The organism is Paenibacillus sp. FSL H8-0261, from assembly GCF_045040645.1.
GTDB lineage: Bacteria > Bacillota > Bacilli > Paenibacillales > Paenibacillaceae > Paenibacillus_AQ.
On the sequence record NZ_CP150297.1, the window covers coordinates 4,303,070 to 4,328,162 of the forward strand.

Sequence of the window (25,093 nt, forward strand, 5' to 3'; positions counted from 1 at the left end):
AGAAAATTAGCCGCTGATCAAACGTAAAATATCATTATACGTAACAGCAATCATTAATAAAAATAACAGTGCAAATCCGACAAAGTGAACCATACCTTCACGACTCGGATCTACAGGTTTACCGCGTAATGCCTCCACACCTAGGAACGCCAGACGGCTTCCATCGAGTGCTGGAATCGGTAATAGGTTGAAAATCCCCAGATACAAGCTTAGGATAGCAGCCCAATAGGTAAGATACTGAATGCCTTGTTGGGCAATTTGACCGGTTACTTCAAAGGTACGAACCGGACCTCCAATATCATCCATATTGAATTTATTGATCAATTGCTTAAAGCCCAGAAAGATAGCTTCCGTCGTATCGACCATAGCTTTGCCTGAACCTGTCAACGTCTCTCCAACCCCTGCTTTGCGGGTAGGAAGCTCAGGTGTAATCCCGATTTTACCGCCTTCTTGTCCCTCCATGCTACGAGGAACGAGAGTCACATTAAGGGTCTCATCACCACGTTGAAGCATCCATTTCATTTCTTTCCCTTTGGACTCCGAGGTTAAGTCAATCATTTTTTGGTAATCGGCACCAATCTTCTCACCGTTGATGGAGACAATAATGTCACCCTTCTGCAATCCCGCCTCTTGTGCAGGCATTCCTTCAGAGACATCACCGATCTTAACATAAGTAGGATTCTCCACCGGAATTCCAACCATTTGCAAATGGATGGCAAACAGAACAAAGGCTAACAGGAAGTTCATCACAGGACCCGCAACAATAGCCAATGCACGCTGACCCACGGTTTTACTACCGAATTGGCGATCTTTAGGCGCAATTTGAGTCTGTTGCGTTCCTTTAATCATCATCGCTTGAGGATGAACATCATAAGTAGTAACTTCGCCATCCACATCCAAGCGGATTTGCAGATCATTTTCAAGATCAGTATGCAAAGCCTCACCACGGATTACATTTTTACGTGTATCCAGTGCGTCCAGATAAATATTTTTCACTTTGTTATCCTGACCGAGTCTTACTGCAATGGTCTGTCCTGAGCCAATTTCAATAATTTCTGGATCTTCACCAGCCATCCGAGCATAACCGCCAAAAGGCAGTAAACGCAAAGTGAACTGTGTCTCATTCCGTTTATAAGAAAACAGTTTCGGACCGAAACCGATAGCAAATTCCCTCACGAGAATACCGGCGCGTTTGGCAAAATAATAGTGACCCCATTCATGTACAGTCACCAGGACAAAAAACATGAGCACCGTTAATAAAACGACTTGAACCATTTCCAAACGTATCATCCCCCTTTAGGTGTAAGACCGAAGTATGTCCTCTTAATTTATCATTATTCTCCGATCAGGCACAAGAGAATCAACTGTCCCAACCTATTTTTAGGGCAAAGTAAGTATTTCCAGCTTATCTAGAGATTTCACTACGTTCTACAGCGTTGCTGCCAGCTCACGAACACGCTTATCACAGGATTCAATTTGTTCCAAATTCGGATTGTTCTCGTTAATATGACGATGCAGCACTTCACCGATGATCTCCTCAATGCGCAGGAATGGGATCTCATGACTCAAGAAACGAGCAACAGCAATTTCATTCGCGGCATTAAAAGCAGTAGTAGCTGTCCCTCCAGCTTTTCCACAATCCATGGCTAGCTTAAGTGCAGGGAATCGTTCATAGTCCATTTCTCGGAAAGTCAAACGTCCAACTTCAGCTAATGACAAACGCTGTGCCGGCGATTCCCAGCGTTCGGGATACGTGAGCGCATATTGAATCGGGACACGCATATCGGGATTACCAAGCTGAGCAATAATGCTGCTATCGCGGAACTCCACATATGAGTGAATGATACTCTCTGGATGCAAAAGTACATTTACTTGTTCATAAGGTAGACCAAATAGCCAATGCGCTTCAATCACCTCAAGCCCTTTATTCACCATTGTAGCAGAATCAATCGTGATTTTCGCGCCCATGCTCCAATTCGGATGACGAAGTGCATCTTCTACTGTTACATTCTTGAGTTGATCACGAGTGAAATCCCGGAAGGATCCACCAGAAGCCGTTAAAGTGATGCAAGCAATATCCGCGAGATTTTCACCATTTAAGCACTGAAAAATAGCAGAATGCTCGCTATCAATAGGTAACAACTTAACACCCTTACGATTAGCTAGATCAGTGACGAGGTGTCCTGCCGTTACCAAAGTCTCTTTATTAGCTAGTCCAATATGTTTGCCTGCTTCGATCGCAGCTAACGTGGATTGGAGGCCTACACTACCCATAACAGCCGTTACGACCATTTCGGCATCTCCACCAGCTGCCACCTCAACAAGACCTTCATTCCCGCTGTATAGCTGTATGCCAGAAGGCAGACTGGATCTAATCTCATCTGCCAACTCCTTTGTTGCAACAGAAACACGACGAGGATTAAACCGACGAACTTGTTCCAGCAATAACGCTGTATTCGTTCCAGCTGCCAAGCCATCTACTTGAAAAGAGTCTGGGTGCATAGCGATGACATCTAGAGTCTGAGTGCCGATCGAACCTGTGGAACCAAGAACACTTATTTTTTTCATAGTTATACCCTCTCCTTCCGTTAATAGTAAGGCATGAGCGTTAGGATATGTACGAATGGAAATACGATAATCCAGCTGTCACATCGATCAAGGATACCACCGTGACCTGGCAGAAGTGTGCCTGAATCTTTGATACCATACGCACGTTTATAAGCAGATTGCACAAGATCACCAAGCTGACCCAAGACCGCACAAGAAAGCCCTATAAGGAGCGCTCGTCCTATCGCTAGATGTTCAGGAGCAAATATTGCAAACACGATCGCGATTAGCATCGAGATCAGCACCCCACCTACTGCACCTTCCACCGTTTTGTTGGGACTGATGGCTGGCCAAAGTTTGTTCTTCCCCATGCTTCTTCCAACAAAGTAAGCCCCGGCATCACTACCCCAAATGCAGAAGAGGAGTAAAAAAGTCCAGAACAAACCATGTCCGTCATCCGATGCACGAGCCATGGCCATATAAGAAAAACCCATTCCAATGTATACTATACCAGTAAACAGCAAGGCTGTTACTCGAATATCTAATTTATTTTTAGTAAAAACTGTAACTAAAAGGAACAACAGCAGCAGAATCCAAATTCCTTGTTCCCACGATAAGGGTGCAGAGATCCCAAGCAAATTCCAAGGGATCATAAAACTTAGAATGGCTGCATAACCAAGAACGGTAGAACCGGAAAGCGCAGGTATCCCTATCATTTTCACAAATTCATAAAACCCGATAAAAGCCATGGCAGTAAGTAACAACTGGTATGGCCAGTTTCCCAACACGCATAAGCCTAAAAATAGTGCTCCGGCAACAATTCCGGTAATCAATCGCTGCTTCAAAGGTTTCCATCTCCTATCAAGCTACTTCAGTCCACCATAACGGCGTGTACGGCGTTGATATTCAGCAACTGCCTGATGCAAATGCTCCTTATCAAATTCAGGCCAATACACATCAGTAAACCACAGCTCACTATAAGCAAGCTGCCATAGCATGAAATTGCTAAGTCGCATTTCTCCGCTTGTACGTATAAGCAAATCCGGATCTGGTAACCCACCAGATAACATTCGGCTATCGATTAGATCAGTCGTAATATCTTCCGGTGACAAAGCCCCTGATTGGATGTCCTTACCAATGCTGCGCATGCAGTCCTCAATTTCTTTACGTCCCCCATAATTAAGAGCAAAATTCAATATAAGTCCAGTATTGCCCTGTGTTCGGGAAACCGCTTCTTCCATAGCCTTGCGTGTATATGAAGGTAATGCATCAGTATCCCCCATCATACGTACTTGGACATTCTTCTCAATCAGTTCATCAAGCTCAATGGCTAGAAACTCCACTGGCAAGCGCATCAGATAATCGACTTCTTCCTTTGGTCGTTTCCAATTTTCTGTCGAGAACGCATACATCGTCAAAAACTCAACACCCAGTTCGTCTGCAGCGATTGTAGCACGTTTAACAGCCTTCATGCCATTCTGATGACCCACAACGCGCGGCAACCCGCGACGCTTAGCCCAACGCCCATTGCCGTCCATAATAACAGCCACGTGCCGGGGAATGTTATCCGGTGAAATCTCGACTGGCTGTTGCCTGTCTTTACGGCTCAGCCACGCTTGAACCCGTTTGATCATTTCCGTTTCCTCCAAGCTCTTATCAGAAAGAGACAAACCCCACCATTAACGGAGGGGCCTTAAGTCTCTAGAATATCTTTATACTTCCATAATCTCTTTTTCTTTGGATACAAGCACTTTGTCGACCTCGGCTATGAACTTATCCGTTGTCTTTTGAATGTCTTCCTGATGGCCACGGGACTCATCTTCCGAGATACCGTTTTTCTCCATCTTCTTAATATCATCGTTGGCATCACGGCGAATGTTGCGGATCGCTACTTTCGCTTCTTCACCAAATTTCTTCGTCAATTTCACCAAATCCGTCCGACGTTCTTCAGTCAGCGGAGGGATAGAAAGACGAATGATTGTGCCGTCATTAGCAGGCGTCAAACCGATATCCGATTTCATAATCGCCCGTTCAATGTCAGACATCGATGTTTTGTCCCACGGCTGGATTAACAGTGTCCGGGAATCCGGAGTGCTGATGTTCGCCAGCTGATTGATTGGAGTTGGGGAACCATAATATTCAACTTGAATGCGATCTAGCAGTGATGTTGTTGCACGTCCTGCACGCAATGTTGCCAAGTCACGTTTCAGCGATGAAATCGCTTTTTCCATACGCTCTTCGGCATTTTTTTTGACCGATTGTGGCATTAATCTACACTCCCTTTAACAATCGTTCCGATCTTCTCACCGAGAACGACACGTTTGATATTGCCTTGTTCAGTAATGGCAAATACAATGAGCGGTATATTATTATCCATGCATAGAGATGAAGCTGTGGAATCCATAACACCAAGGTTTTTGTTCAGAACATCCATGTAAGTGAGCTGTTCAAATTTCTCGGCTGTGCTGTCTTTAAACGGATCTGCTGAATATACACCATCAACCTTGTTCTTCGCCATCAGAATAACTTCTGCTTCGATTTCTGCTGCTCTAAGTGCTGCAGTAGTATCTGTAGAGAAGAAAGGGTTACCTGTGCCTGCTGCAAAAATAACAACACGGCCCTTCTCCAAGTGGCGAATCGCACGACGACGAATGTACGGTTCAGCAATTTGCTGCATTGAGATCGAAGTCTGCACTCTTGTTGGCACATCGATTTGTTCTAATGCATCCTGCAGAGCAAGTGAATTCATTACTGTTGCCAGCATGCCCATATAATCTGCAGTAGCGCGATCTATGCCACTTGCACTACCAGCGATCCCGCGCCAAATGTTACCTCCACCACAAACAATCGCAACCTGAACGCCAAGCTCTACAACTTCCTTGATCTGTTCAGCGATGGAAATAATCATGTCGGCATCAATACCATATCCGTTTTGTCCTGCCAAAGACTCTCCACTTACCTTTAGGACTACTCTCTTAAATACCGGCTGTTCCAAATGTATACCCTCACTTTCTGCAAAAGACGGAACACTACGTGTACGTGTTCCGCTCTTCTGATGCTTGCCTTTATTCAATTCTTCACATTTATGATGAAGCTGATATTAATTATTTACTTGTGCCATAACTTCTTCAACAAAGTTATCCACTTTCTTTTCCAAACCTTCGCCTAGTTCAAAACGAGCAAAACGACGGATCGAGATGTTTTCTCCGATTGTGCTGATTTTTTCGTTCAGCAATTGGGAGATCGTTTTGTCTGGGTCTTTAACGAAGGTTTGCTCAAGCAAGCAATATTCTTCGTAATATTTACCAATACGTCCTTCAACCATTTTTTCAATGATTTTCTCAGGCTTACCTTCATTCAAAGCTTGAGCTTTCAGGATTTCTTTTTCTTTTTCTACATCTTCTTGTGGAACTTCTTCACGACGAACATAACGTGGGTTTGCTGCAGCGATTTGCATAGCGATATCGCGAGCAAAATCCTTGAAGGAATCTGTTTTACCTACAAAGTCAGTTTCGCAGTTGATTTCTACAAGTACACCAATACGGCCGCCAGCGTGGATGTAAGATTCTACAACGCCTTCAGTAGCAATACGTCCTGCTTTGTTTGCTGCTGCGGACAAACCTTTTTCACGAAGCAATTCAGCCGCTTTAGTGATATCGTTATTAGCTTCTTCAAGCGCTTTTTTACAATCAAGCATACCAGCGCCTGTTCTTTCACGAAGTTCTTTTACTGCTTTTGCATCAACTGCCATTGTTTATTCCCTCCAGGTAATTGTCGTTTTCTTACATTATTCAAGGCTTTTATCCTAAAAAAAGGGCAGTGAGAGGTTATCCACCTGCCAACCACCCTTTTCATTTAAGTTCTTGTATGTGTTAGTCGCTACTTAAGCAGTAGTTGTGTCTTCGCCTTGGTGAGCTTCAACAACAGCGTCTGCCATTTTACCAGTCAACAATTTCACGGCGCGGATAGCGTCGTCGTTACCTGGAATTACGTAGTCGATTTCGTCTGGATCACAGTTAGTATCAACGATAGCTACGATTGGAATACCCAATTTGCGAGCTTCTGCAACTGCAATACGCTCTTTACGCGGGTCAATGATGAACAACGCGCTTGGTAGACCTTTCATGTTCTTGATACCGCCCAAGAATTTTTCAAGACGATCTTTCTCTTTGCGAAGAAGGATAACTTCTTTCTTAGGTAGAACTTCGAAAGTGCCGTCCTCTTCCCAAGATTCCAATTTCTTCAAACGATCAATACGTTTTTGGATAGTTTGGAAGTTAGTAAGAGTTCCGCCCAACCAACGTTGGTTAATGAAGAACATACCGGAACGTTCTGCTTCTTCTTTTACGGAATCTTGTGCTTGTTTCTTTGTTCCTACGAATAGGATTGTGCCGTTGTCACCAGCGACGCTTTTTACAAAGTTGTAAGCTTCTTCTACCTTCTTGACTGTTTTTTGCAAGTCAATAATGTAAATTCCGTTTCTTTCAGTGAAGATATAACGATCCATCTTTGGGTTCCAACGACGAGTCTGGTGACCGAAGTGTACCCCAGCTTCTAGAAGCTGTTTCATGGAGATTACTGCCATCTTCACACACCTCCTAAGTTTGGTTTATTGTGTGTCTCCTCCGCCGTGCGTCATCTTTCAGCAAGACTTTCTTCAGAAGAAAGCACCCCTTGTCGAAATCAACCGGCGTGTGTTTTAACACCGTCAATTACTATACCATATTTTATTAGTGTATGCAACGATCATTGAAAACTTATTAATTTTTCTAGTATAGAATCTAGACTCTCGTCTTTATTAAAGGTGTAAGAACCCGATTGAATCTTCGTATTGATCTGACGTTGATTGGCGGCTTTAAGAAAACTAGCCTTGTCCTTAATGACTTCAGCCTTCTCCAAAATATCTGCTGTTTTTGTCAGTGTGCTACCTGAAGGTATACGAACAACAACCCCTGCATTCGCAGTGGCTTTAGGCTTATCAGGTGCAACAGCAGATGGTGCAGTAGTGACCTCTGGCTTCTCAATAGTGCCTTCTTTAGGCGTTGAGGGCTCTTTAGGAGGGACAACCTTATTGGGGTTATCAGATACTGTAGGAGACACTACAGGAGCGGGAGAAGCCGCTACTGTAGGCTTAGAAGGTTCCACGTTCTCCGTACTTCCCTCATTAACGCCGTCTGTCTTCTCACCTTGAACAGCGTCCTCCAAAGCAGGCTCATCAGAAGGAGGTTCAATAGATTCGTCGATAACCTTCAAGTTCAATTTCTCAGCACCTTGTATTACCTGTTCCTTGGTGAGTGGAGCCGCTCCACCGGATATCATTAACTGAAGTAATAGTGCGCCTGCAATTAGCCCTGTGCCAAGACCGAACAAAAAAGAACGGTTCTTCATCATACCGATTCCTCCTGTTTGGCGAGTTGCAGAATCAGTTGCACTTCTCCCCGCTGAAGTCCAGCCGTCTTGGCAATGGAGTCTATCGATTTCCCCTGCTCATGTAGTTCAAATAATCGTGGATACCGCAATTTAATAGAACTAATGGGTTTCGCTTTCACTTCTGGTTGTATTGAACTCAATTCAGCTCCGGCAGACGGGTCTCCGATCGCCGCAACCTTAACATACGAACCCTTCTCAACCGAAACTTCCAACTCTCTTAACCGCTTTTCTTCGTTAGTTACTCGGCCCTCTAGTAATAAAGAGCTTTGTTGTAATTCTGTCAATTGATGCTGCAAATCACTAATCTGCCCTTGCATTGCTACATGATTAGTTTGTGATTGCTGTTTAATACTGCTGACCAACTGTGCTAGCTCTTCATTCTCGCGCTCTATGTCAGCCATATATAGCTCAAGCGCTGCCTCCGTTTCTTTGAGGCTTTGCTGCTCTGCTTTTCCTTCCTTCATACGCGCCGGAAGTAAAAGGGCATAAAGAATAGCGGCGACACCTACTAGCACAATATACACCCATGGTTGCAAGTGCCTTATCTCCTTTAACATATCAAATATAATTACTTATTAAAGACTCAGATCAATGCGCTGTCCTTTGTAAGGATGTTCCGCATCACGAGTACCTGACTTCGAACGTTTCTCCGAGGAAGGATTCCCTCCGGAATTATGATTGCCTTTATCTCCGCCATCGCGTAAAGCAGACTCAGAAGATTCATCCACTTCAGCGCTTCGCATGGTCATTTCCTGACTTTGTTTCACATTTTGTCCGGCCAGTTGATGCTGATCAATAGCGGGGCGCTGCTGAGATTCATTCTGAACCTTACCCGCTTCCGTAGTCCGAGGTAGTGCAATTTGCAGTTCCACTGGTTTTAGGCTCATCATAACCCTCTTCTCATAAGAAGAAACGATGTTGTCGTCTTTATGAAGACGATAACCGTTTCTCGTAAAAATATAAGGATAATGTATAACGTGAAACTTATACTTTCTTATATTTCAAGAATGGCCGGCCGCTATTGCTGCCCGCCCGATTAATTGTATGGCGTTAAGGATATATCACCTTCACTATAAACAAACACAACTCGTTCTGTGGGGTCCTTTACAAATCGTGTATATCTACCGATCATAATTTTGGATCCGCCATAGATCGTTTTGATCACTTCAACTCTAGCTCTGCCTGTATCTTCTAGCATTCTTTCAATCTCTAGTACACGTTCTTTAATTCTTTTTTCCTCACGTTGATGAGACTGTTTAGTAGCATTCAATTTAACGCGAAGTGCCACTTTATCTGCAGGGAGTTGACCATTAGTTGCCAATTGATTTAATAGATACAACGCTTTAGACGTTTTGTCCTCATTTTCAAGTAATTGACGCAGTGATTGACGCAGCTCGTTAATCTCATTTCTGAGCTCAGGTACTACTCCTACCTCAATAGAAGTCGCTGTGGACATGGTATTGCCTATGGTACGTGCTACGACTCTTTCCCCAGACTGTACAGTTCCGCCAACTATCAATCCCTTAGCTCCGTTACAAAGAACGTCTCTGCCCGCACGTATATTGGAATGCATAATGCTCTGGGATACAATGACATCTTCACCAGCTGTTACATTACCATCTTGAATGAAAGAGACCTTAACATTTTTCCCAGCAGTTACATGTCCTTTGTTATAGCCAATAATTCCACCTGTAATTTCGATGGATCCCCCAGAGATTAATTCCGCTCCTTCAACTCCACCAACTACACGAATATCACCGGCGGACTTTACAGAAAATCCTGAAAGTACGTTTCCTCGAATAACAACGGTACCTACAAAATCAATGTTCCCAGTACTGTAGTCCACATCACCATTCACTTCATAGACAGGAAATACATTGATTTTACCGCTATCGGTTAAAGTAACAAGACCGTCAATTGCGGCATACATCGAGGTTCCATTGTTATCAACGAGTACGTTCTTACCCACTTTAAAATGAGCTTCCCTTCCAGCTCTGAAAGCAAGCTCATCACCAGTTACAGTCTTACCATGCTTACCAGGCTGAGCAGGGATAATTCTAGCTATCAGCTTTCCTTTGAGGACGTTACGAAGCCGAACTAAATCCTTATAATCCACCTTACCATCCGCTTTTTCAAGCGGCTTGCGATCCTCTTCCAGATCAACAGTAAGCATAATACTTCCGTCGACTCCATTTACTGCAGGTTCGCCTGTAGCAATAGCGACTTTACTCCAAAAAAACTCCTCCGGATGACTACAAATACGTCCAACAATATCACGCTGGACCCCGTAGCGAATATTGTGACTGTGCAGGAAGCTTTCCAATTCTGTAGGAGAGCAGGAAAAATTCTCATCCTTTTTGGAGAACTGCAAATACGCGATCCCTTTGTCATCCGAAAAAGTAATACTTAAGTACTGATCCAAAGCATTTTGACCGATCAATTTTGCTCCCCCTTGTCACCACTAACGGTTAATCGTTCTGCATAAGTAGATCTCGATTCTTCTCAAGCGTTCCCCTCAGCCGCAAAATAGCCTTGGAATGAAGCTGCGAAATCCGTGAAGGAGATAGTGACATGACCTCTGCGATTTCGCTCAATGATAAATCTTCATAATATAAAAGGGACACAACGGTCCGTTCTTTCACCGTTAATTTTTCAATACCTTTGGTGAGGGCTTCGCGTAAGTAGAACTCATTTACCTTGCTATCCGGATTCTTAGCTTTATCGTCCACCAGTATGGACATTCGGGTCTCTGATTCCTCTTCACGAATCGGGTCTTCCAGTGAACATAGTGACATTACAGCCACATCCTGCAACATATTTTGAAATTCAGTTACACTAATATTCAGGTATAGACTCATTTCCTCATCACTAACGGATCTCAAATACTTCTGTTCCAACTGCTGATAAGCGTCCTCGATTTTTTTAGCTTTTTCTCGCACAGATCTAGGGACCCAATCACTTTGACGTAAGGAATCTAAAATCGCACCACGTACGCGCCAGGAAGCATAGGTTTGAAACTGCAATCCCCGTTTGTAGTCGAATTTTTCAATCGCATCAATTAATCCCATTACTCCATTGCTGGCTAAATCATCTTTAGATACATTTTTGGGCAATCCCACAGCCAAACGGCTGGATACATAATCAACAATATGGAGATAACTCTCTATCAGCTTCTTTTTGGCTTCAGGGTCACTGTGTTCTTTCCACTGTTCCCATAGCTCGTCAGTTTCCAATTGAGAAGCTTTACGCTCGTTCAATAGCTTTCACCCTTCCCAAAGTTTAGTCAGAGAGCTTGTCGCGGCGAAACCTGCCTAGTCACAAGCATAAACGCCTTCGGCATCCTTATGAGGACGGTAGCGTTTAAGCGAGAAATATAAGGATAATGTATAAAGTGAAACTTATACTTTCTTATATTTAAGATAACCGATTCCGCCACAGCGCTCGCTTATTCTTCTTTCAGGTGACGAACGGCCTTGGCCAATTCTTCAGGATCTTTCATAGAGACTAGTTTTGGGGGTGTGAGCGGCTTGAACCCCTCACTGTTCCCACTCCCTTGTCCTGGCTTCGGTTTGAGTAGATTAATTAACTCTTCATCCTCATTAGGGGTACTGATGTCTAACTTTGCACCAAGTTCTTCTCCCTCAACATCCTGTTCATCCGGAGGTGATGATTGATACACGATAAAACCCAATACCCATCTTAGGAGGAAAGCAAGCAGAAACCAGATGATAAATCCTAATAGGCTTCGTAATAAACTAGTACCGAGAACATTATTACTGTAGGTTACAAAAAAAGTGAATACAAAACCTATCAAACCAAACAGCAAGTTTATAAAAATGTTTCCTATCATCTTCATATTTATATTTCCTTAGCGCCTTTTTGCACACTGCGGATGAACAATACACCAGTGTTGCAGGCAATTTCTATCGTACGGCCATAATTACCGCCCGTGTCTTCCGCAATTAACGGAATTTTCAAATGCTCAAGAGCAAGTTTACAAGATTCAACATTACGAGGCCCGATCCTCATGGTGTCGCTCCCCCCGGCAAAGGCAAACATTTGTGATCCTCCTGCCATCTTGGCTACGATCCGACTCCGAACCGCACCAAGCTCCAGCAAACGGGATAAGAGCTCCGGCACTGCAGTATCTGCAAACTTAGCGATGTTTAATTGCCCTTCCCTAGCAATCTCAGAAGTAGGGAGCATCACATGCGCCATTCCCGCGAGTTTTTTTCCAGGGTCAAACAATGTCAATCCCACGCAGGAGCCAAGACCCGTTGTACGAATCAAACTATCCTGGCTGCCAATGTTAAGATCTGCCATCCCTACTTTAATGATGCTTTGTTCTTCAATCATTTTCAAACGGAACTCCTAGCGATTTGAAGATTTTCGGGAATGATTCCGGATCGGGAATAAGGAAAAATTGCCCTTCAATTTCGTTTTTCCCCTCAAAAAAGGTAGTATCGATCAACAATGCATCGTCACCCATTTGCCCAAATTGCAGCAAACCGTAGCTTAGGATGGCTCCAGCCATATCCATAGCAAGTGCAGGAACTGTTGGATACATAGAAAGTGAGGTAAAGTCTGCAAGAGAAGATAGGTACGATCCTGCTAATATATTTCCAATTTCACTCAGCGCGGAAAGTTCCATTTCTCCAAGTTCTTGGTCACTCAAAATCTCGATGCCTGCAATGCGACTGAGTAAGTTCAAAGCGGCTTCCGGGGAAAGTATGAAAAACAGGTTGCCCGGAGCTTCTCCCTCCACACGTAAGAAAACTGCATATACTAGTTCTTCAGCTCCACCAACTTTGTCCGTAATCTCTTCAAAGTTGAGAAGCTGTACCTTGGGAACAGCCATATCAATCGGCTTATTTAAGAGCTGTGATAATGCGGTGGCTGCATTCCCAGCTCCAATATTCCCGACTTCCTTAAGCACATCCATTTTAAAATCCTTATAGTGCTTAAATAATTCCACAGGTTAGCCCTCTAGGCTTTCTAATTGAACGATTTCGCCTTTGTTAAGCACTTCTGACAGATTAAGCATGATCAGCAAGCGCTCTTCACCTATCTTGGCCACCCCATCTAAATACTTCGCTTTGATGCCGCCAACAACATCTGGAGGTGTATCGATAGAATCCCTGTTCAAATCTATTACATCATTTGCTGAATCTACAATGAAACCTACTTCCATTTCATTAACAGATACGATAATTACACGTGACTGATCTGTTTGCTCCGCCTCTTCGATCCCAAAGCGGCCTCGAAGGTCAATCACAGGGATAACAACACCACGTAAATTAATTACACCCTTGATAAACGAATACGTTTTAGGCACACGAGTTATTGGCATCATGCGCTCAATGGTTTGTACCTTCTCAACTTCGATACCGTATTCCTCTGAACCTAATTTGAACACTATCACTTTAATATCTTCAGCCATGGAACGAACCTCCCTGTTCTATCCTAGTTATTTAATAAAAGCGTTCGGATCAATAATAAGTGCGACTTGGCCATCTCCAAGTATCGTTGCGCCAGATATCCCTTGAATTTCAGGTAAATATTTACCCAGATTCTTGATAACGATCTCGTTCTGACCAATAAAATCCTGTACAGCTAAGGCTACAAGACGTTCTCCCTTACGTACAACTACGATCTCTGTCTCTTCTTCAGTACTCTCATCATAATCAGGTACCGAAAATAGACGACTTAGAGAAACTAGTGGAATATGAGAATTCCTGAACTCTATCATTTTGTTGCCATGAATGGTACGGATTTGAGTGTTCTGCACGATTCCAGTTTCCACAATAGAGGATAAAGGAATGGCATACTTCTCAGAACCCAAGCGAATAAGCATGGCTGCAATAATAGATAGAGTAAGTGGCAACTGAACTGAAAAATTCGTACCTTTGCCTGGTGAAGAATAGATCGTTACATTACCACCCAGGGAAGAAATCTTAGATTTTACTACATCCAGTCCTACGCCACGACCTGAGACATCAGAAATAACTTCTGCCGTGCTGAAACCTGGTGCAAATAGTAATTGATAAGCTTCATCATCCGTCATATTCTTCGCTTGCTCTTGCGTGATCACGCCTTTTTTCACAGCAGACTTCAAAACCTTCTCTGGATAAATGCCTGTTCCATCTTCCTCAATTTCAATGAAGACATGATTTCCGCTGTGGAAAGCACGTAGATGAACTGTCCCAGTCTCTGGTTTACCAGCAGCAATACGGTCAGCAATGGATTCAATTCCGTGATCAACCGCATTACGCAATAAATGTACAAGTGGATCACCAATTTCATCAATTACCGTCCGGTCAAGCTCGGTTTCGGCACCCGTTACAATTAGATCTACTTTCTTGTCCAGCGACTTAGCTAGATCACGAAGCATACGTGGGAACCGGTTAAATACGGTATCTACTGGAACCATACGAAGCTTCATCACAATATTCTGGAGATCTCCGCTTACTCTGCCCATATGCTCGACAGTTTCCGTAAGATCACCATTCTGAACCTCAGAAGCCAGCTGTTCTAAACGAACTCTGTCAATCAGAAGTTCACTAAATAGATTCATGAGCACATCTAAGCGTTCGATATCTACACGAATCGTACGTGAAGGCGCCCCTCCTGTTTTAGTTGCTCCCGGCTTATTAGCTTCATCTTTGGTAGGCAATGGTTTAGATGCTACTGAAGCAGCTGGAGCTGTTTCCTCTAGAGTGGCTGTTGCGGCAACCTCTGACACGGCAGCTGCCGTTTCTTGACCAAGCATTTTCAAGGATTCTTGATCTAGTGCTACTGCTGTTACTTTATCAATCTCAGACAAATTCATAATCATTGCCTGAATCTGATCAGCGTTTTTTTGGGTTATGTAATAGAGTGAGAAGCTTTGGTCAAATTTCTCTTGTTCTATATCTTGAACGGATGGGAAGGATTTAACTACTTCCCCCGAACGTTCGAGCAGATCAAACACCATGTATGCACGTACAGCCTTAAGTTGACAATCCTTACGGATCGTTACGTCCACATACAATGCATGATGCCCTTCCTGAATCGATTGTTCTAGAACAGAAAATTGGAACTCATCTAAATGAATCGGAGTTTCAGCTGCTTGTGCAGCAGGTATATTAGCAGCAGATGCTGTACCGCCTTCAACAGGAATCTCACCCCGTACGATAGCCTGTAGGGATGAGACAATGGCTGATACATCTGCTTTACCTTCGCCACCGCTAGTAATATCCTCAACCATAGACTCTAAGGCATCCAAACTTTTGAATAACGTATCAAAAATGAAATCCTGCATGCGCAGCTTGTTATTACGTACAAGATCTAACACATTCTCCATTTGGTGTGTAAGTGAAGCCAAATCTTCAAAGCCCATAGTCGCTGCCATACCTTTTAAAGTGTGCGCAGAGCGGAATATGACCTGGACGATACTAAGATCCTCAGGATTCGCTTCCAGCCCCATCATGCTCTCGTTCAATGACTGCAGATGATCATTCGACTCATCAATAAACATGGATAAATATTGGTTCATGTCCATAGTAGAGCACCTCCCCTTCGAGTTCGCTTTTCCGTTATTTAACGGCTTGCACTAGCCTTGGAGCAATTTCTTGCAAAGGCAGTACATATTTGACGCACTGCAATTCCACCGCAGATCGCGGCATCCCGTAAACGACACAGGTCTCTTCACTTTCAGCAAATGTTGAGGTAACCCCTGAGTCATAGAGAGATTTCATCATCCTAGCACCATCACTACCCATCCCTGTCATCAGCAACACGTGCCGATCTAGAGATGTGAGTGGAAGCAATGATTCGAATAAAACATCCACTGAAGGTCGGTGGCCATTTCGCGCCTCCTCCTTCGTGAGTACAACTGCATATTGCCCTTTAGATGTTGGGGTAACTTGTAAATGATAGCCTCCAGGCGCAATGTAGGCTGCTCCTTTTCGTAATATCATCCCCTGCTCTGCTTCTAACACTTCTAGCGGACTGAATGTATTCAGACGCTGGGCTAGTGATTTCGTAAAGTTAGGCGGCATATGCTGCACAATGACAATAGGAGCTGGAAAATCCGCTGGAATTTTCTCCAGGAGTACCTTCAGTGCACGAGGTCCGCCTGTAGAACAACCGACAGCAACTAATTTGTGCAAATTCTTGCTACCAACCATTCGATCCGGAGAAAGTCCCAGAGACTCAGTAGATACCTCCACTAAAGACTCTATCACCGGTTTGGGCGGAATGGGTTTATTCTCTACTTTAGTCTTTGGTTTAGACTTTTCGATTAACGGTGTTTTATCAGAGATGATTGGTTTGGTTGCCTTTTTAGGGATAATACTATCTACTGGCTGTTTCCCCCGAGGTTTTCTCATTCCTTCATCTTTGAGAGAAGATTTAAGTGCTGCCTTGGATTTGTCCGGTAACAATCTCGGTGCAGTCGGCAGTAATGGCTCTAAAGGCGTGATGTCAGGCATCCTAAAAGCAGATGCTCGCGCTTCACGTTGCTCTCGAGCCAACATAGCTTCTTTCATTTGCTCTCTTAGGGATTCCCCTACGCCCGTTATATCCTGGGAATTTGATATTGAAGGTTTACGAATGAAATCAAAAGCGCCCCATTCCAGTGCAAGAATGGTTTCCTTCATGCCCTCTTCATTGATGCCTGACAGCATAATCACTGGCAGCGGATCTGACGCCATTATTATTTTCAGCGCTTCCAGGCCGTTCATCTCCGGCATTTCCACATCCATAGTAACTAAATCCGGTCGAAGCTTGTTTATTTTCTCGATAGCCTCACGACCGTTTGTAGCTGTTGCCGTCACCTGAAAGTCAGCGTCATTTTCAATTAAATCGGAAATGATCTTGCGCATAAATGCAGAATCATCAACAACCAAAACTTTATATGGCTTCATATCATTTCCACCTCTGTTCCAGATTCAGAACAATTATTTACTTCGCTTTAACCATTTATGGATAAAGCCTTTAATGCCTTGAACTTTTGTTTCTTTTTTACCATCTATGGTCAAATAACTTAGGGCTAGCCGATGTATATCTTTTGCAGCAACACTGTTTGGAAAAGCCAATGAAAATGGCGTCTGCCTTTTGACAGCCTGCACTACATGGGCATCTGAGCTTATATGACCAAGATAGGAAACATCTAATTGCAAAAAACGAGTGGCCGCCATACGGATCTTATCACTTGTCACTGATGCTTCTCTCTCATCACCCGCTTGATTCACGATCAGTTTAAAAGAAATCTCCGGATACGTCCGATTCACAACCTTCATTAATGCGTAAGCGTCTGTAATAGCAGTTGGCTCTGGTGTTGTAACTACTAGGCAATCGTCCGCAGAAGTTATAAACTTCATCGTTTCCTTAGATAATCCAGCACCTGTATCGAACAAAATATAATCCATGCTGTCCGCAATAAGGGCTATCTGGGCTGTGAAATAATTAAGGTCCGATTCCGAAAGAGAAAATAACTCATCCATGCCCGATCCACCAGCTATAAAAGGAAGCCCGTTCGGTCCTAACTGAATAATCTGCTCAATATCCGCTTCTCTTTTTAACAGATGATATAGGTTATACTTCGCCGACACGCCCATTAACACGTCTATGTTAGCCATGCCAATATCTGCATCGAACAGCAATACTCTCTTTCCCATTGCTTTTAAAGTTAAAGCGAAATTAAGTGTAAAATTCGATTTCCCTACGCCACCTTTACCACTACAAACAGTAATGATACGGGCGGATGTTTCCCCTTTTTCAGCTAGTTTAGGCTCCTGACTGGATACAAGCTGTCTCAAGGATTGTGCCTGATCCATCATGATTCACCTGTTCCAAGAAGCATCTCACTAAGTTGTTCTTTGGAAGCCATCAATAAATCGTCAGGTACATTTTGACCATTGGTCATATAAGATAATGTGAGAGGGAAATCATTCAGGACGTTAAAGAGTGGTCCATAACTTCCCGTCTCATCTAGCTTGGTAAAAATAACTTTATCCAGCTTGTACCTGCCGAAATGCTCTGCAATCAATTTCATATCACGGCTTTTCGAAGTTAAGCTGAGTACAAGATAGGTCTCACTTCTTAATTCCTTCGCTAGCAAGCTTTGCAGTTCTGCTACAAGCATATCATTACGATAATTCCGTCCAGCTGTATCCATAATTACAAGATCACAACTCTCCAATCGAAAGAGTGCTCTTTGTAAATCTCCGGGAGATTGTACAACCTCTAGCGGAACATTCAGGATAGCTGCGTATGTACGCAACTGCTCCACAGCTGAAATTCGATACGTATCAGAGGTGATAAAACCAACCTTGCGTCCGTTTTTGAATAGCTGTTCAGCCGCAAGCTTGGCTATGGTAGTAGTTTTTCCTACTCCTGTGGGCCCTGCAATATATACGATTTGGGTATCAGGTGCAATTCCATCAGCGATTCGCCCTGACAGGAATCCATCGAGCTGTTCTTTTAAGGACTCCTGAAATTTCTCAGGTCCCCAAGTACGCCCTTCATCCGCCCAACGTTCGGAGATATTACTGATCCACTCCTCAACAAGTACAGTATCCATCTCCTGCTCAATCAAAAGATCTCTAAGCTGCTGGAGACTATCCGGTAATTCTCTTGCCCCTGAAGACTGCCTCGCGATTCGTTCCATCCAAAGCTTCATATCTCTAATTTCACGAAAAACATCATTCTCCAGCGCCGAGGCAACCTCTGGCGTTTGATCTAACCCTAAAGATTCATATAAGGCTGATACAGAGGTAGTTTCATCTGGATTGGATTCAAGAGATTTCTGATCAGGCTCTGGATGTTTGGTTATCGATTCTTTTACATCAATAGCTTCCGACAAGGCAGCGGCGATTTCCACAAAGGACCGAGGCTCTTCCGGCTTTTCCAACGTTACAGTAGAAGCAGATGATGAAGATGAAGCTTTTTGGTAAGCTTGCGGGACAGCGCTGCGCGGAATGTTCATCGCAGGCTTCACAGGCTTTTCAGGAGCACTCTCCTTTTGAGCTTTTTCAACAGCCGCTACTACCTCTATTTTTTTCTTTTTAAACAATCCTAAAAATCCGCCAATCTTAATTTCTTTAGTACTTAAAATTACAGCCTCGCTTCCAAGCTCACTACGAATGGAATGCATGGCGTCAGGCATCGTATCGACCACATAACGCTTCACTCTCATAAATTCACCACTCCGACGCTTTGTATTTCAATGTTAGGCTCTAGTTCGCTATAAGACAGTACAGGAATATCCTGCATTGTCCGTTCAATCACCTGCCGCAAATACATACGAATGGTTGGTGATGTGAGTACAATGGGCTGTTGTCCTGACTGCAGCAGTCGATTGATCTGTTCACTTAACCGCTGATAGATCGTTTGAGTCGATGCTGGATCCAATGCCAAATAACTGCCCTGTTCAGATTGCTGCACACTCTCAGAAATTTTCTTCTCTAGGTTAGGTCCTACCGTAATAACTTTCAGAGTCTCTCCAACTTGCGAGAATTGCTGAGTAATCTGTCTGGACAAGGATTGACGAACATATTCGGTAAGAATATCAGGATCCTTGGTGTACGTCCCGTAATCCGCCAACGTCTCAAAAATAGTAACCAAATCCCTGATCGATATTTTCTCGCGCAGCAGCTTGGCAAGTACCTTTTGCACATCCCCAATCGCTAATACCGAAGGAATAAGATCATCAACAAGCACAGGATAATTGTCTCTTAGGTTATCCACCAACATCTTAGTTTCTTGTCGTCCTAACAACTCATGTCCATAACGCTTAATCAGCTCCGTCAAATGTGTTGCAACAACGGATGGTGGATCTACCACGGTATAGCCGGACAATTCAGCCCGCTCTTTAACCGATTCGTCAATCCACAACGCTGGAAGTCCAAAAGATGGTTCAATGGTCTCAATACCGTTTATAGATTCATCATCATAGCCTGGACTCATGGCTAAGTAGTGATTAAGTAATAATTCACCGCCGCCGACAGTATTTCCTTTAATTTTTATGACATATTCATTCGGTTTTAGTTGAATATTGTCGCGAATGCGAATAACAGGCACTACAAGACCCATTTCAAGTGCACATTGCCGTCGAATCATGATGATACGATCTAGTAAATCTCCACCCTGACCTGTATCTGCCAAAGGTATAAGACCGTAGCCGAACTCGAATTCAATAGGATCTACAGAGAGTAAATTAATTACACTTTCCGGACTTCGTACCTCTTCAATCTGTTTCTCTTCAACAAGCTGCTCTTCGGCAATCTGTTTTCGATTTAAATTTTGTCCCATACTATAGGCTGCAAAAGCCAGCAAACCAGCTAGCGGGAGCGTAGTAATCATATGTATAGGTGTAAAGAGACCTAGAAAAGCAACAGTAACTGCAACAATATATAATAACTTTGGATAGGAGAGTAACTGACCTGTTAATTCTTCTGCCAGATTACCTTCCGATGAAGCTCTAGTAACGATAAGACCTGCTGCAGTCGAAATGAGCAAAGCAGGAATCTGGCTGACTAGACCATCCCCGATCGTCAATACAGAATAAGTAGATAACGCAGTGGAGAAATCCATTCCGTGCACAACCATACCGATAATAAAACCACCAATAAGATTGATCAACAGGATAATGATACTCGCAATCGCGTCTCCTTTAACGAATTTACTCGCACCATCCATGGCTCCGAAAAAATCCGCTTCCCGTTCAACATTGCGGCGACGCTCACGTGCCTGTGTTTCATTAATCATGCCTGCGTTAAGATCGGCATCAATACTCATCTGCTTGCCGGGCATCGCATCCAGGGTAAATCTCGCCCCTACCTCAGCTACACGCTCTGAACCTTTAGTAATAACAATAAACTGGACCACTACCAAAATCAGAAACACGATAAATCCAACGGCAATTTGTCCACCGGCGATCCAGCTTCCGAAAGTAGATACCACGGAACCGGCATCTGCGTAAGTCAGGATCAATTTCGTTGTCGAAATGTTTAGTGACAGACGAAACAATGTCGTAACAAGCAATAATGAAGGGAAAATTGAAAATTCGAGCGCATTCTTCGTGTTCATAGCAACTAATATGATAATTAATGCTATAGAAATATTAATAACTAGCAAAACGTCCAAAAGCCAGGACGGGATAGGCAGAATCATCATAAGCACAATACCGATGATGCCTAGCAAAACTGTTAAATCTTTAGCTTTCAATGTCCTAACCCCCCGCCTTATTTCCTCTTACCTTTAAGTTTATATACATATGCCAGCACTTCAGCTACAGCCTGAAACAGATCATTTGGAACGACATCTCCAATTTCTGCTCTTTGGAATAATGCCCGTGCCAGCGGTTTGTTTTCCATAGTCACGACGCCATGTTCTTTAGCCAGCTCCCGTATACGAAGTGCTACATAATCCTGCCCTTTTGCAATAATCTGTGGCGCCTCCATTTTGGAACCATCATATTTTAGCGCAACAGCAAAGTGAGTTGGATTTGTAATAATTACATCCGCGTTAGGAACTTCCTGCATCATACGCTGCATGGCCATTCTGCGTTGGCGTTCCCTGATCTTACCTTTAATTAGAGGGTCACCCTCCATTTTTTTGTATTCATCCTTGATATCCTGCTTAGACATTTTCAGGCTTTTTTCGTGCTCGTACTTCTGATACATAAAATCTAGAAAAGCCATAATTAGCAGGGCAACCCCTATTTTCAAACCAAGACTCATCGTCAGCTTGGCCGCAAACTTAAAAATTCCCTCCGCACTGATATGCGACAGGGATGCAAAGTTCTTCTTTTCTCCCCATAATGTGCTATATACCAGATAAGAAATAATTAGAAGCTTAAATATTGATTTCAGGAATTCTACAAACGAACGCATAGAGAAAATATTTTTGAATCCTTTTATCGGATTAATCTTACTGAATTTAGGAGTAATCCCCTCTCCTGTAGCCATAAAGCCCACCTGCGCCAAGTTGGAAACAAGTGCCATAACAAACGTAATTCCAAGTAATGGAGCTAGCAAAATCAAGATTTGCAAGCCATACTGATTAAATAGCAGCGTTATATTCTCAGGCGTAACGTCCAGCATCATTCGATTCTGAAATACGTCCGTGTATAGCTTCATAAAACGCTCTTTCATAAAACCACCAAACATCATCAAGCTAACTACCGCAGCTAGCAATACAACCGCACCAGACAGCTCAGCACTTTTGGCTACTTGGCCTTTTTTACGAGCATCCTGCCGTTTCTTCGGGGTTGCTTTTTCCGTCTTTTCACCGGCGAAGAGTTGAAGATCTAGTCTATAACGCTTCGTCTTAGGCATAATACTCTCCCCTTACGGTCACCTACGGCTTCTTCCCCATGAGACCCAGTAAATTCTCCATGGATTCGAACATGATTTCGAAGAGATTCTGAAACAACACAGCCAGACCTGGCATCAGCACTAAAAGAAGTGCAATACCTATGATGATTTTTAGAGGAACCCCTATAACGAATACATTATATTGCGGAGCCGTTCTCGCTAAAAAAGCAAGACCAACATCGGTCAGAAACAGTGCAGTTACTAATGGAGCCGACATTTGAAAAGCTAATACAAACGACTGCGCAAATGTTCGGACCAGAAACTCTGACAAACTACCATCAACCATGCGTAGAAATAAATCATTATTCATAGGAATCCATTTATAGCTGTACACAATGGCATCTAGTAAATGGTGATGTCCATTCATACTCAAAAACATTAGCAGGGCTATCATATATTTGAAATTACCGAGAATAGGTGCTGACGTTCCTGTCATAGGATCAATGACGTTGGCAATACCGAAGCCAATCTGAATATCAATGAAAGAACCTGCTGTCTGAATCGCCATAAACATCAAATATCCAATGAAACCTAGCAATAAACCTATTAATACTTCTCTCATAATCAGCAAAATATAACTAAAATCCTGCGGAATCGTAATCCCTGTTCCATTAGCACTAAAGACTACCAATGCTACAAAAAAAGATATGCCAATCTTAAAAGTTGTCGGTACCCCTTGAGAAGAAAATACAGGAACGACAACAAAAAAGGCTGTAATTCGACAAAAAATAAGCAAAAAGACGGGTAAACTTTGCAATAAGGTATCCATGTTCATTGGTTAACCAATATACATATAGAGATTTCCTAGAATTTGGCTAGTAAAGTCAATTAGCTTCGTGATGATCCACGGTCCAAATAGCAATAAAGCCAGCAGTACTGCGACGATTTTTGGAACAAACGCTAGCGTCTGTTCCTGAATCTGTGTCGTAGCTTGAAAGATACTGATTATTAGCCCTACCACCAGACCAAGAATCAGCATGGGAGCGCTGACTTCCAGCACTAAATATACGGCTTGGCTTGCTAGACCGATAATAAACTCCGTACTCAATCCTCATGCCTCCTCTTAAGGTCAGGTGTTAAAACTAAGAAGTAGTGATTTAATGACTAAGTACCAGCCGTCTACCAGTACAAAGAGCATAATTTTAAAAGGTAATGAAATCATGACCGGGGGAAGCATCATCATCCCCATGGCCATCAGCGTACTCGCCACAACAATATCAATAATCAGAAATGGAATGAAAATTAAGAAGCCCATTGTAAAAGCTTTTTTCAATTCTCCAATTGCGAAAGCTGGCACCATCACCGTCAGTGGAATATCACTGTATGTAGCCGGTTTAGCTGATCCCGTATAACCGGTATATTTCATAAATAACAAAAGGTCTTTGGAATTGGTCTGTTTAAACATAAACTCTTTCATCGGATCAGCAGCTTTATCAAAAGCCTCAGTCTGGGTAATCGTCCCCTTCATATACGGCTGTAATGCCGTTTCATTCACTTGCGCCAAAGTAGGCGACATAATGAACAGGGTCAGAAACAGAGCAAGCCCTACCAGCACCTGATTCGGAGGCATGGCCTGAGTACCAAGTGAGGTTCTAACAAAACCGAGCACGATTACAATTCTAGTAAAACTGGTCATAAGAACTAGAAACGCCGGAGCAATACTCAGAACCGTAACGAGAAGAAGAATTGATATGGAACTGGTACCACCGCTTGAACCATCTTCATTACCGACCTGAATATTAACATTAGGTATAGGATCAGCATGTATCGGCCGCATCATAACTATACTAATGAACCCGAACAGCAGAATAGCAAGAATTAGCTTCTTTTTCATAAATTCCTCGACTCATCCTTAGTAGCATCATCCCGTAACAGCTCTTCCATTTTCTCTTTTCGCTCTGGTGCAGAACGAAGCTTGGATTGCAGTGTCTCGTAAAAAGATGATGTTTCACTAAGCTCGATTTCTTCTGATGGAACCTCCCCACGCAGCTTAACCTTAACCTTGGCAATAAGCGGTGCGAGAAAATTATTCTGGTTGGAGGACTGATCCTCAAATGCTGCAATGATCAAAGCTACCTCATCCGGATCAGTGACTTTATCCAAGATGGATATGTTCTCACCAATCCCGATTAAGTAAAGGCTGCTTCCCAGTTCAATAACCTGCATCGACTTGTTAGGTCCCAGCCCTACAGCACCAAGCGTTCGAATGGAGCGCCCGCTCATAAAGGTCTGATTACGACGTCCAAGAAAACGGATCAGCAGCACAATAAGTACAATGATTACCGCAAGGACAATAATAACGTTAAGCAAATTCAGCAGGGTGTTATTGCTCCCGAGCGGTTCTGAATTGAGGGGCATGTCTTTTTCCTACACACCCAACGTTTTGTTGATAGCTTCAATAACTCGGTCAGCTTGGAAAGGCTTCACAATAAAGTCTTTTGCTCCCGCTTGAATAGCATCGATAACCATAGCCTGCTGGCCCATGGCTGAACACATGATGACCTTAGCAGCCGGATCTACCTTCTTGATTTCTTTCAGGGCGGCGATTCCGTCCATCTCAGGCATAGTTATATCCATCGTGATGAGGTCCGGACGCAGTTCTTTAAATTTCTCTATAGCTTGAGAACCGTCCTGAGCTTCGCCCACTACTTCAAATCCGTTTTTCGACAAAATGTCACGGATCATCATTCTCATAAATGCTGCATCGTCCACGATTAGAATTCGGTTAGCCATTTTTACAAAATCCTCCCTAAGTA

At 43.3% G+C, this 25,093-nt stretch carries 28 protein-coding genes; all 28 read right to left on the bottom strand.

Translation table 11 applies throughout. The annotated features are described in order from the left end of the window. Window positions 1-6 precede the first annotated feature (6 nt). Window positions 7-1,281, bottom strand: coding sequence for an RIP metalloprotease RseP (gene rseP, locus MHI27_RS19070; RefSeq protein WP_042189420.1), 1,275 nt, complete (start codon window positions 1,279-1,281; stop codon window positions 7-9). A gap of 147 nt (window positions 1,282-1,428) precedes the next feature. After that, on the bottom strand, window positions 1,429-2,568 hold the full coding sequence (locus MHI27_RS19075; protein WP_341053187.1) for a 1-deoxy-D-xylulose-5-phosphate reductoisomerase: 1,140 nt from the start codon (window positions 2,566-2,568) through the stop codon (window positions 1,429-1,431). A 20-nt stretch (window positions 2,569-2,588) separates the two neighbouring features. Further along, on the bottom strand, window positions 2,589-3,392 hold the full coding sequence (locus tag MHI27_RS19080) for a phosphatidate cytidylyltransferase (protein WP_042189422.1): 804 nt from the start codon (window positions 3,390-3,392) through the stop codon (window positions 2,589-2,591). A gap of 21 nt (window positions 3,393-3,413) precedes the next feature. After that, entirely contained in the window at window positions 3,414-4,181 is a 768-nt protein-coding gene (locus MHI27_RS19085) for an isoprenyl transferase (RefSeq protein ID WP_042189423.1), read from the bottom strand. A gap of 78 nt (window positions 4,182-4,259) precedes the next feature. Beyond that, a complete protein-coding gene (gene frr / locus MHI27_RS19090; protein WP_042189424.1) occupies window positions 4,260-4,814 on the bottom strand; it encodes a ribosome recycling factor in 555 nt (184 codons plus the stop codon). Next, entirely contained in the window at window positions 4,814-5,542 is a 729-nt protein-coding gene (pyrH, locus tag MHI27_RS19095; protein WP_036688491.1) for a UMP kinase, read from the bottom strand. The genes frr and pyrH overlap by 1 nt, the downstream gene beginning before the upstream one ends. A gap of 105 nt (window positions 5,543-5,647) precedes the next feature. Next, complete coding sequence (tsf, locus tag MHI27_RS19100) at window positions 5,648-6,298, bottom strand: translation elongation factor Ts (protein ID WP_042189425.1); 651 nt, start codon at window positions 6,296-6,298, stop codon at window positions 5,648-5,650. A 132-nt stretch (window positions 6,299-6,430) separates the two neighbouring features. Next, window positions 6,431-7,132, bottom strand: coding sequence for a 30S ribosomal protein S2 (gene rpsB, locus MHI27_RS19105; protein WP_036688493.1), 702 nt, complete (start codon window positions 7,130-7,132; stop codon window positions 6,431-6,433). Window positions 7,133-7,293: 161 nt separating this feature from the next. Then, window positions 7,294-7,938: an endolytic transglycosylase MltG gene (locus MHI27_RS19110; protein WP_405174479.1), complete on the bottom strand. Its 645-nt coding sequence runs from the start codon at window positions 7,936-7,938 to the stop codon at window positions 7,294-7,296. Then, a complete protein-coding gene (locus MHI27_RS19115) occupies window positions 7,935-8,513 on the bottom strand; it encodes a hypothetical protein (RefSeq protein WP_076285428.1) in 579 nt (192 codons plus the stop codon). The genes MHI27_RS19110 and MHI27_RS19115 overlap by 4 nt, the downstream gene beginning before the upstream one ends. Before the next feature lie 39 nt (window positions 8,514-8,552). Next, window positions 8,553-8,864: a hypothetical protein gene (locus MHI27_RS19120; RefSeq protein WP_149646181.1), complete on the bottom strand. Its 312-nt coding sequence runs from the start codon at window positions 8,862-8,864 to the stop codon at window positions 8,553-8,555. Between the two features lie 149 nt (window positions 8,865-9,013). Continuing rightward, a complete protein-coding gene (locus tag MHI27_RS19125) occupies window positions 9,014-10,417 on the bottom strand; it encodes a DUF342 domain-containing protein (protein ID WP_076299235.1) in 1,404 nt (467 codons plus the stop codon). A gap of 28 nt (window positions 10,418-10,445) precedes the next feature. Further along, window positions 10,446-11,234, bottom strand: coding sequence for a FliA/WhiG family RNA polymerase sigma factor (locus tag MHI27_RS19130; protein ID WP_042189430.1), 789 nt, complete (start codon window positions 11,232-11,234; stop codon window positions 10,446-10,448). A gap of 188 nt (window positions 11,235-11,422) precedes the next feature. Next, window positions 11,423-11,833: a hypothetical protein gene (locus MHI27_RS19135; protein ID WP_052404338.1), complete on the bottom strand. Its 411-nt coding sequence runs from the start codon at window positions 11,831-11,833 to the stop codon at window positions 11,423-11,425. A 2-nt stretch (window positions 11,834-11,835) separates the two neighbouring features. Beyond that, window positions 11,836-12,333, bottom strand: coding sequence for a chemotaxis protein CheD (locus MHI27_RS19140; protein ID WP_076285426.1), 498 nt, complete (start codon window positions 12,331-12,333; stop codon window positions 11,836-11,838). Next, window positions 12,326-12,919: a chemotaxis protein CheC gene (locus MHI27_RS19145; protein WP_371915738.1), complete on the bottom strand. Its 594-nt coding sequence runs from the start codon at window positions 12,917-12,919 to the stop codon at window positions 12,326-12,328. Before MHI27_RS19145 ends, MHI27_RS19140 begins: the two co-directional genes overlap by 8 nt. 36 nt (window positions 12,920-12,955) lie before the next feature. Next, the gene (locus MHI27_RS19150; protein ID WP_076285425.1) at window positions 12,956-13,417 is read right to left on the bottom strand and encodes a chemotaxis protein CheW; all 462 of its coding nucleotides are present in this window, start codon (window positions 13,415-13,417) and stop codon (window positions 12,956-12,958) included. A gap of 27 nt (window positions 13,418-13,444) precedes the next feature. After that, window positions 13,445-15,517 (bottom strand): chemotaxis protein CheW, encoded by a 2,073-nt coding sequence (locus MHI27_RS19155; protein WP_405174480.1) that lies wholly within the window; start codon window positions 15,515-15,517, stop codon window positions 13,445-13,447. Window positions 15,518-15,551: 34 nt separating this feature from the next. Beyond that, a complete protein-coding gene (locus MHI27_RS19160; protein ID WP_405174481.1) occupies window positions 15,552-16,883 on the bottom strand; it encodes a chemotaxis response regulator protein-glutamate methylesterase in 1,332 nt (443 codons plus the stop codon). Window positions 16,884-16,916: 33 nt separating this feature from the next. Continuing rightward, a complete protein-coding gene (locus MHI27_RS19165) occupies window positions 16,917-17,798 on the bottom strand; it encodes a MinD/ParA family protein (protein ID WP_341145742.1) in 882 nt (293 codons plus the stop codon). Beyond that, window positions 17,795-19,156, bottom strand: coding sequence for a flagellar biosynthesis protein FlhF (gene flhF / locus MHI27_RS19170; protein ID WP_405174482.1), 1,362 nt, complete (start codon window positions 19,154-19,156; stop codon window positions 17,795-17,797). The genes MHI27_RS19165 and flhF overlap by 4 nt, the downstream gene beginning before the upstream one ends. Continuing rightward, window positions 19,153-21,186, bottom strand: a complete 2,034-nt coding sequence (flhA, locus tag MHI27_RS19175; RefSeq protein WP_042189438.1) for a flagellar biosynthesis protein FlhA — start codon at window positions 21,184-21,186, stop codon at window positions 19,153-19,155. The genes flhF and flhA overlap by 4 nt, the downstream gene beginning before the upstream one ends. 17 nt (window positions 21,187-21,203) lie before the next feature. After that, entirely contained in the window at window positions 21,204-22,298 is a 1,095-nt protein-coding gene (gene flhB / locus MHI27_RS19180) for a flagellar biosynthesis protein FlhB (protein ID WP_042189439.1), read from the bottom strand. Between the two features lie 22 nt (window positions 22,299-22,320). Beyond that, on the bottom strand, window positions 22,321-23,106 hold the full coding sequence (gene fliR / locus MHI27_RS19185; RefSeq protein WP_042194135.1) for a flagellar biosynthetic protein FliR: 786 nt from the start codon (window positions 23,104-23,106) through the stop codon (window positions 22,321-22,323). 9 nt (window positions 23,107-23,115) lie between these two features. Beyond that, on the bottom strand, window positions 23,116-23,385 hold the full coding sequence (gene fliQ / locus MHI27_RS19190) for a flagellar biosynthesis protein FliQ (RefSeq protein ID WP_036688516.1): 270 nt from the start codon (window positions 23,383-23,385) through the stop codon (window positions 23,116-23,118). Between the two features lie 21 nt (window positions 23,386-23,406). After that, window positions 23,407-24,171, bottom strand: a complete 765-nt coding sequence (fliP, locus tag MHI27_RS19195; protein ID WP_042189441.1) for a flagellar type III secretion system pore protein FliP — start codon at window positions 24,169-24,171, stop codon at window positions 23,407-23,409. Next, complete coding sequence (locus MHI27_RS19200) at window positions 24,168-24,695, bottom strand: flagellar biosynthetic protein FliO (protein ID WP_076299240.1); 528 nt, start codon at window positions 24,693-24,695, stop codon at window positions 24,168-24,170. The genes fliP and MHI27_RS19200 overlap by 4 nt, the downstream gene beginning before the upstream one ends. Before the next feature lie 9 nt (window positions 24,696-24,704). After that, window positions 24,705-25,070, bottom strand: coding sequence for a response regulator (locus MHI27_RS19205; RefSeq protein ID WP_036688523.1), 366 nt, complete (start codon window positions 25,068-25,070; stop codon window positions 24,705-24,707). Between the last annotated feature and the right edge of the window lie 23 nt (window positions 25,071-25,093).

Bases quoted from the DNA above. Each gene is read 5' to 3' on its own strand.
- MHI27_RS19110 (WP_405174479.1), bottom strand. From the start codon at position 7,938: ATGATGAAGAACCGTTCTTTTTTGTTCGGTCTTGGCACAGGGCTAATT.
- MHI27_RS19165 (WP_341145742.1), bottom strand. From the start codon at position 17,798: ATGATGGATCAGGCACAATCCTTGAGACAGCTTGTATCCAGTCAGGAG.
- MHI27_RS19135 (WP_052404338.1), bottom strand. From the start codon at position 11,833: ATGAAGATGATAGGAAACATTTTTATAAACTTGCTGTTTGGTTTGATA.
- fliP (WP_042189441.1), bottom strand. From the start codon at position 24,171: ATGAAAAAGAAGCTAATTCTTGCTATTCTGCTGTTCGGGTTCATTAGT.
- MHI27_RS19150 (WP_076285425.1), bottom strand. From the start codon at position 13,417: ATGGCTGAAGATATTAAAGTGATAGTGTTCAAATTAGGTTCAGAGGAA.
- MHI27_RS19200 (WP_076299240.1), bottom strand. From the start codon at position 24,695: ATGCCCCTCAATTCAGAACCGCTCGGGAGCAATAACACCCTGCTGAAT.
- flhF (WP_405174482.1), bottom strand. From the start codon at position 19,156: ATGAGAGTGAAGCGTTATGTGGTCGATACGATGCCTGACGCCATGCAT.
- tsf (WP_042189425.1), bottom strand. From the start codon at position 6,298: ATGGCAGTTGATGCAAAAGCAGTAAAAGAACTTCGTGAAAGAACAGGC.
- flhB (WP_042189439.1), bottom strand. From the start codon at position 22,298: ATGCCTAAGACGAAGCGTTATAGACTAGATCTTCAACTCTTCGCCGGT.
- MHI27_RS19085 (WP_042189423.1), bottom strand. From the start codon at position 4,181: ATGATCAAACGGGTTCAAGCGTGGCTGAGCCGTAAAGACAGGCAACAG.
- MHI27_RS19075 (WP_341053187.1), bottom strand. From the start codon at position 2,568: ATGAAAAAAATAAGTGTTCTTGGTTCCACAGGTTCGATCGGCACTCAG.
- rpsB (WP_036688493.1), bottom strand. From the start codon at position 7,132: ATGGCAGTAATCTCCATGAAACAGCTTCTAGAAGCTGGGGTACACTTC.
- fliR (WP_042194135.1), bottom strand. From the start codon at position 23,106: ATGGATACCTTATTGCAAAGTTTACCCGTCTTTTTGCTTATTTTTTGT.
- MHI27_RS19140 (WP_076285426.1), bottom strand. From the start codon at position 12,333: ATGATTGAAGAACAAAGCATCATTAAAGTAGGGATGGCAGATCTTAAC.
- MHI27_RS19145 (WP_371915738.1), bottom strand. From the start codon at position 12,919: ATGGATGTGCTTAAGGAAGTCGGGAATATTGGAGCTGGGAATGCAGCC.
- frr (WP_042189424.1), bottom strand. From the start codon at position 4,814: ATGCCACAATCGGTCAAAAAAAATGCCGAAGAGCGTATGGAAAAAGCG.
- MHI27_RS19155 (WP_405174480.1), bottom strand. From the start codon at position 15,517: ATGGACATGAACCAATATTTATCCATGTTTATTGATGAGTCGAATGAT.
- MHI27_RS19160 (WP_405174481.1), bottom strand. From the start codon at position 16,883: ATGAAGCCATATAAAGTTTTGGTTGTTGATGATTCTGCATTTATGCGC.
- MHI27_RS19205 (WP_036688523.1), bottom strand. From the start codon at position 25,070: ATGGCTAACCGAATTCTAATCGTGGACGATGCAGCATTTATGAGAATG.
- MHI27_RS19120 (WP_149646181.1), bottom strand. From the start codon at position 8,864: ATGAGCCTAAAACCAGTGGAACTGCAAATTGCACTACCTCGGACTACG.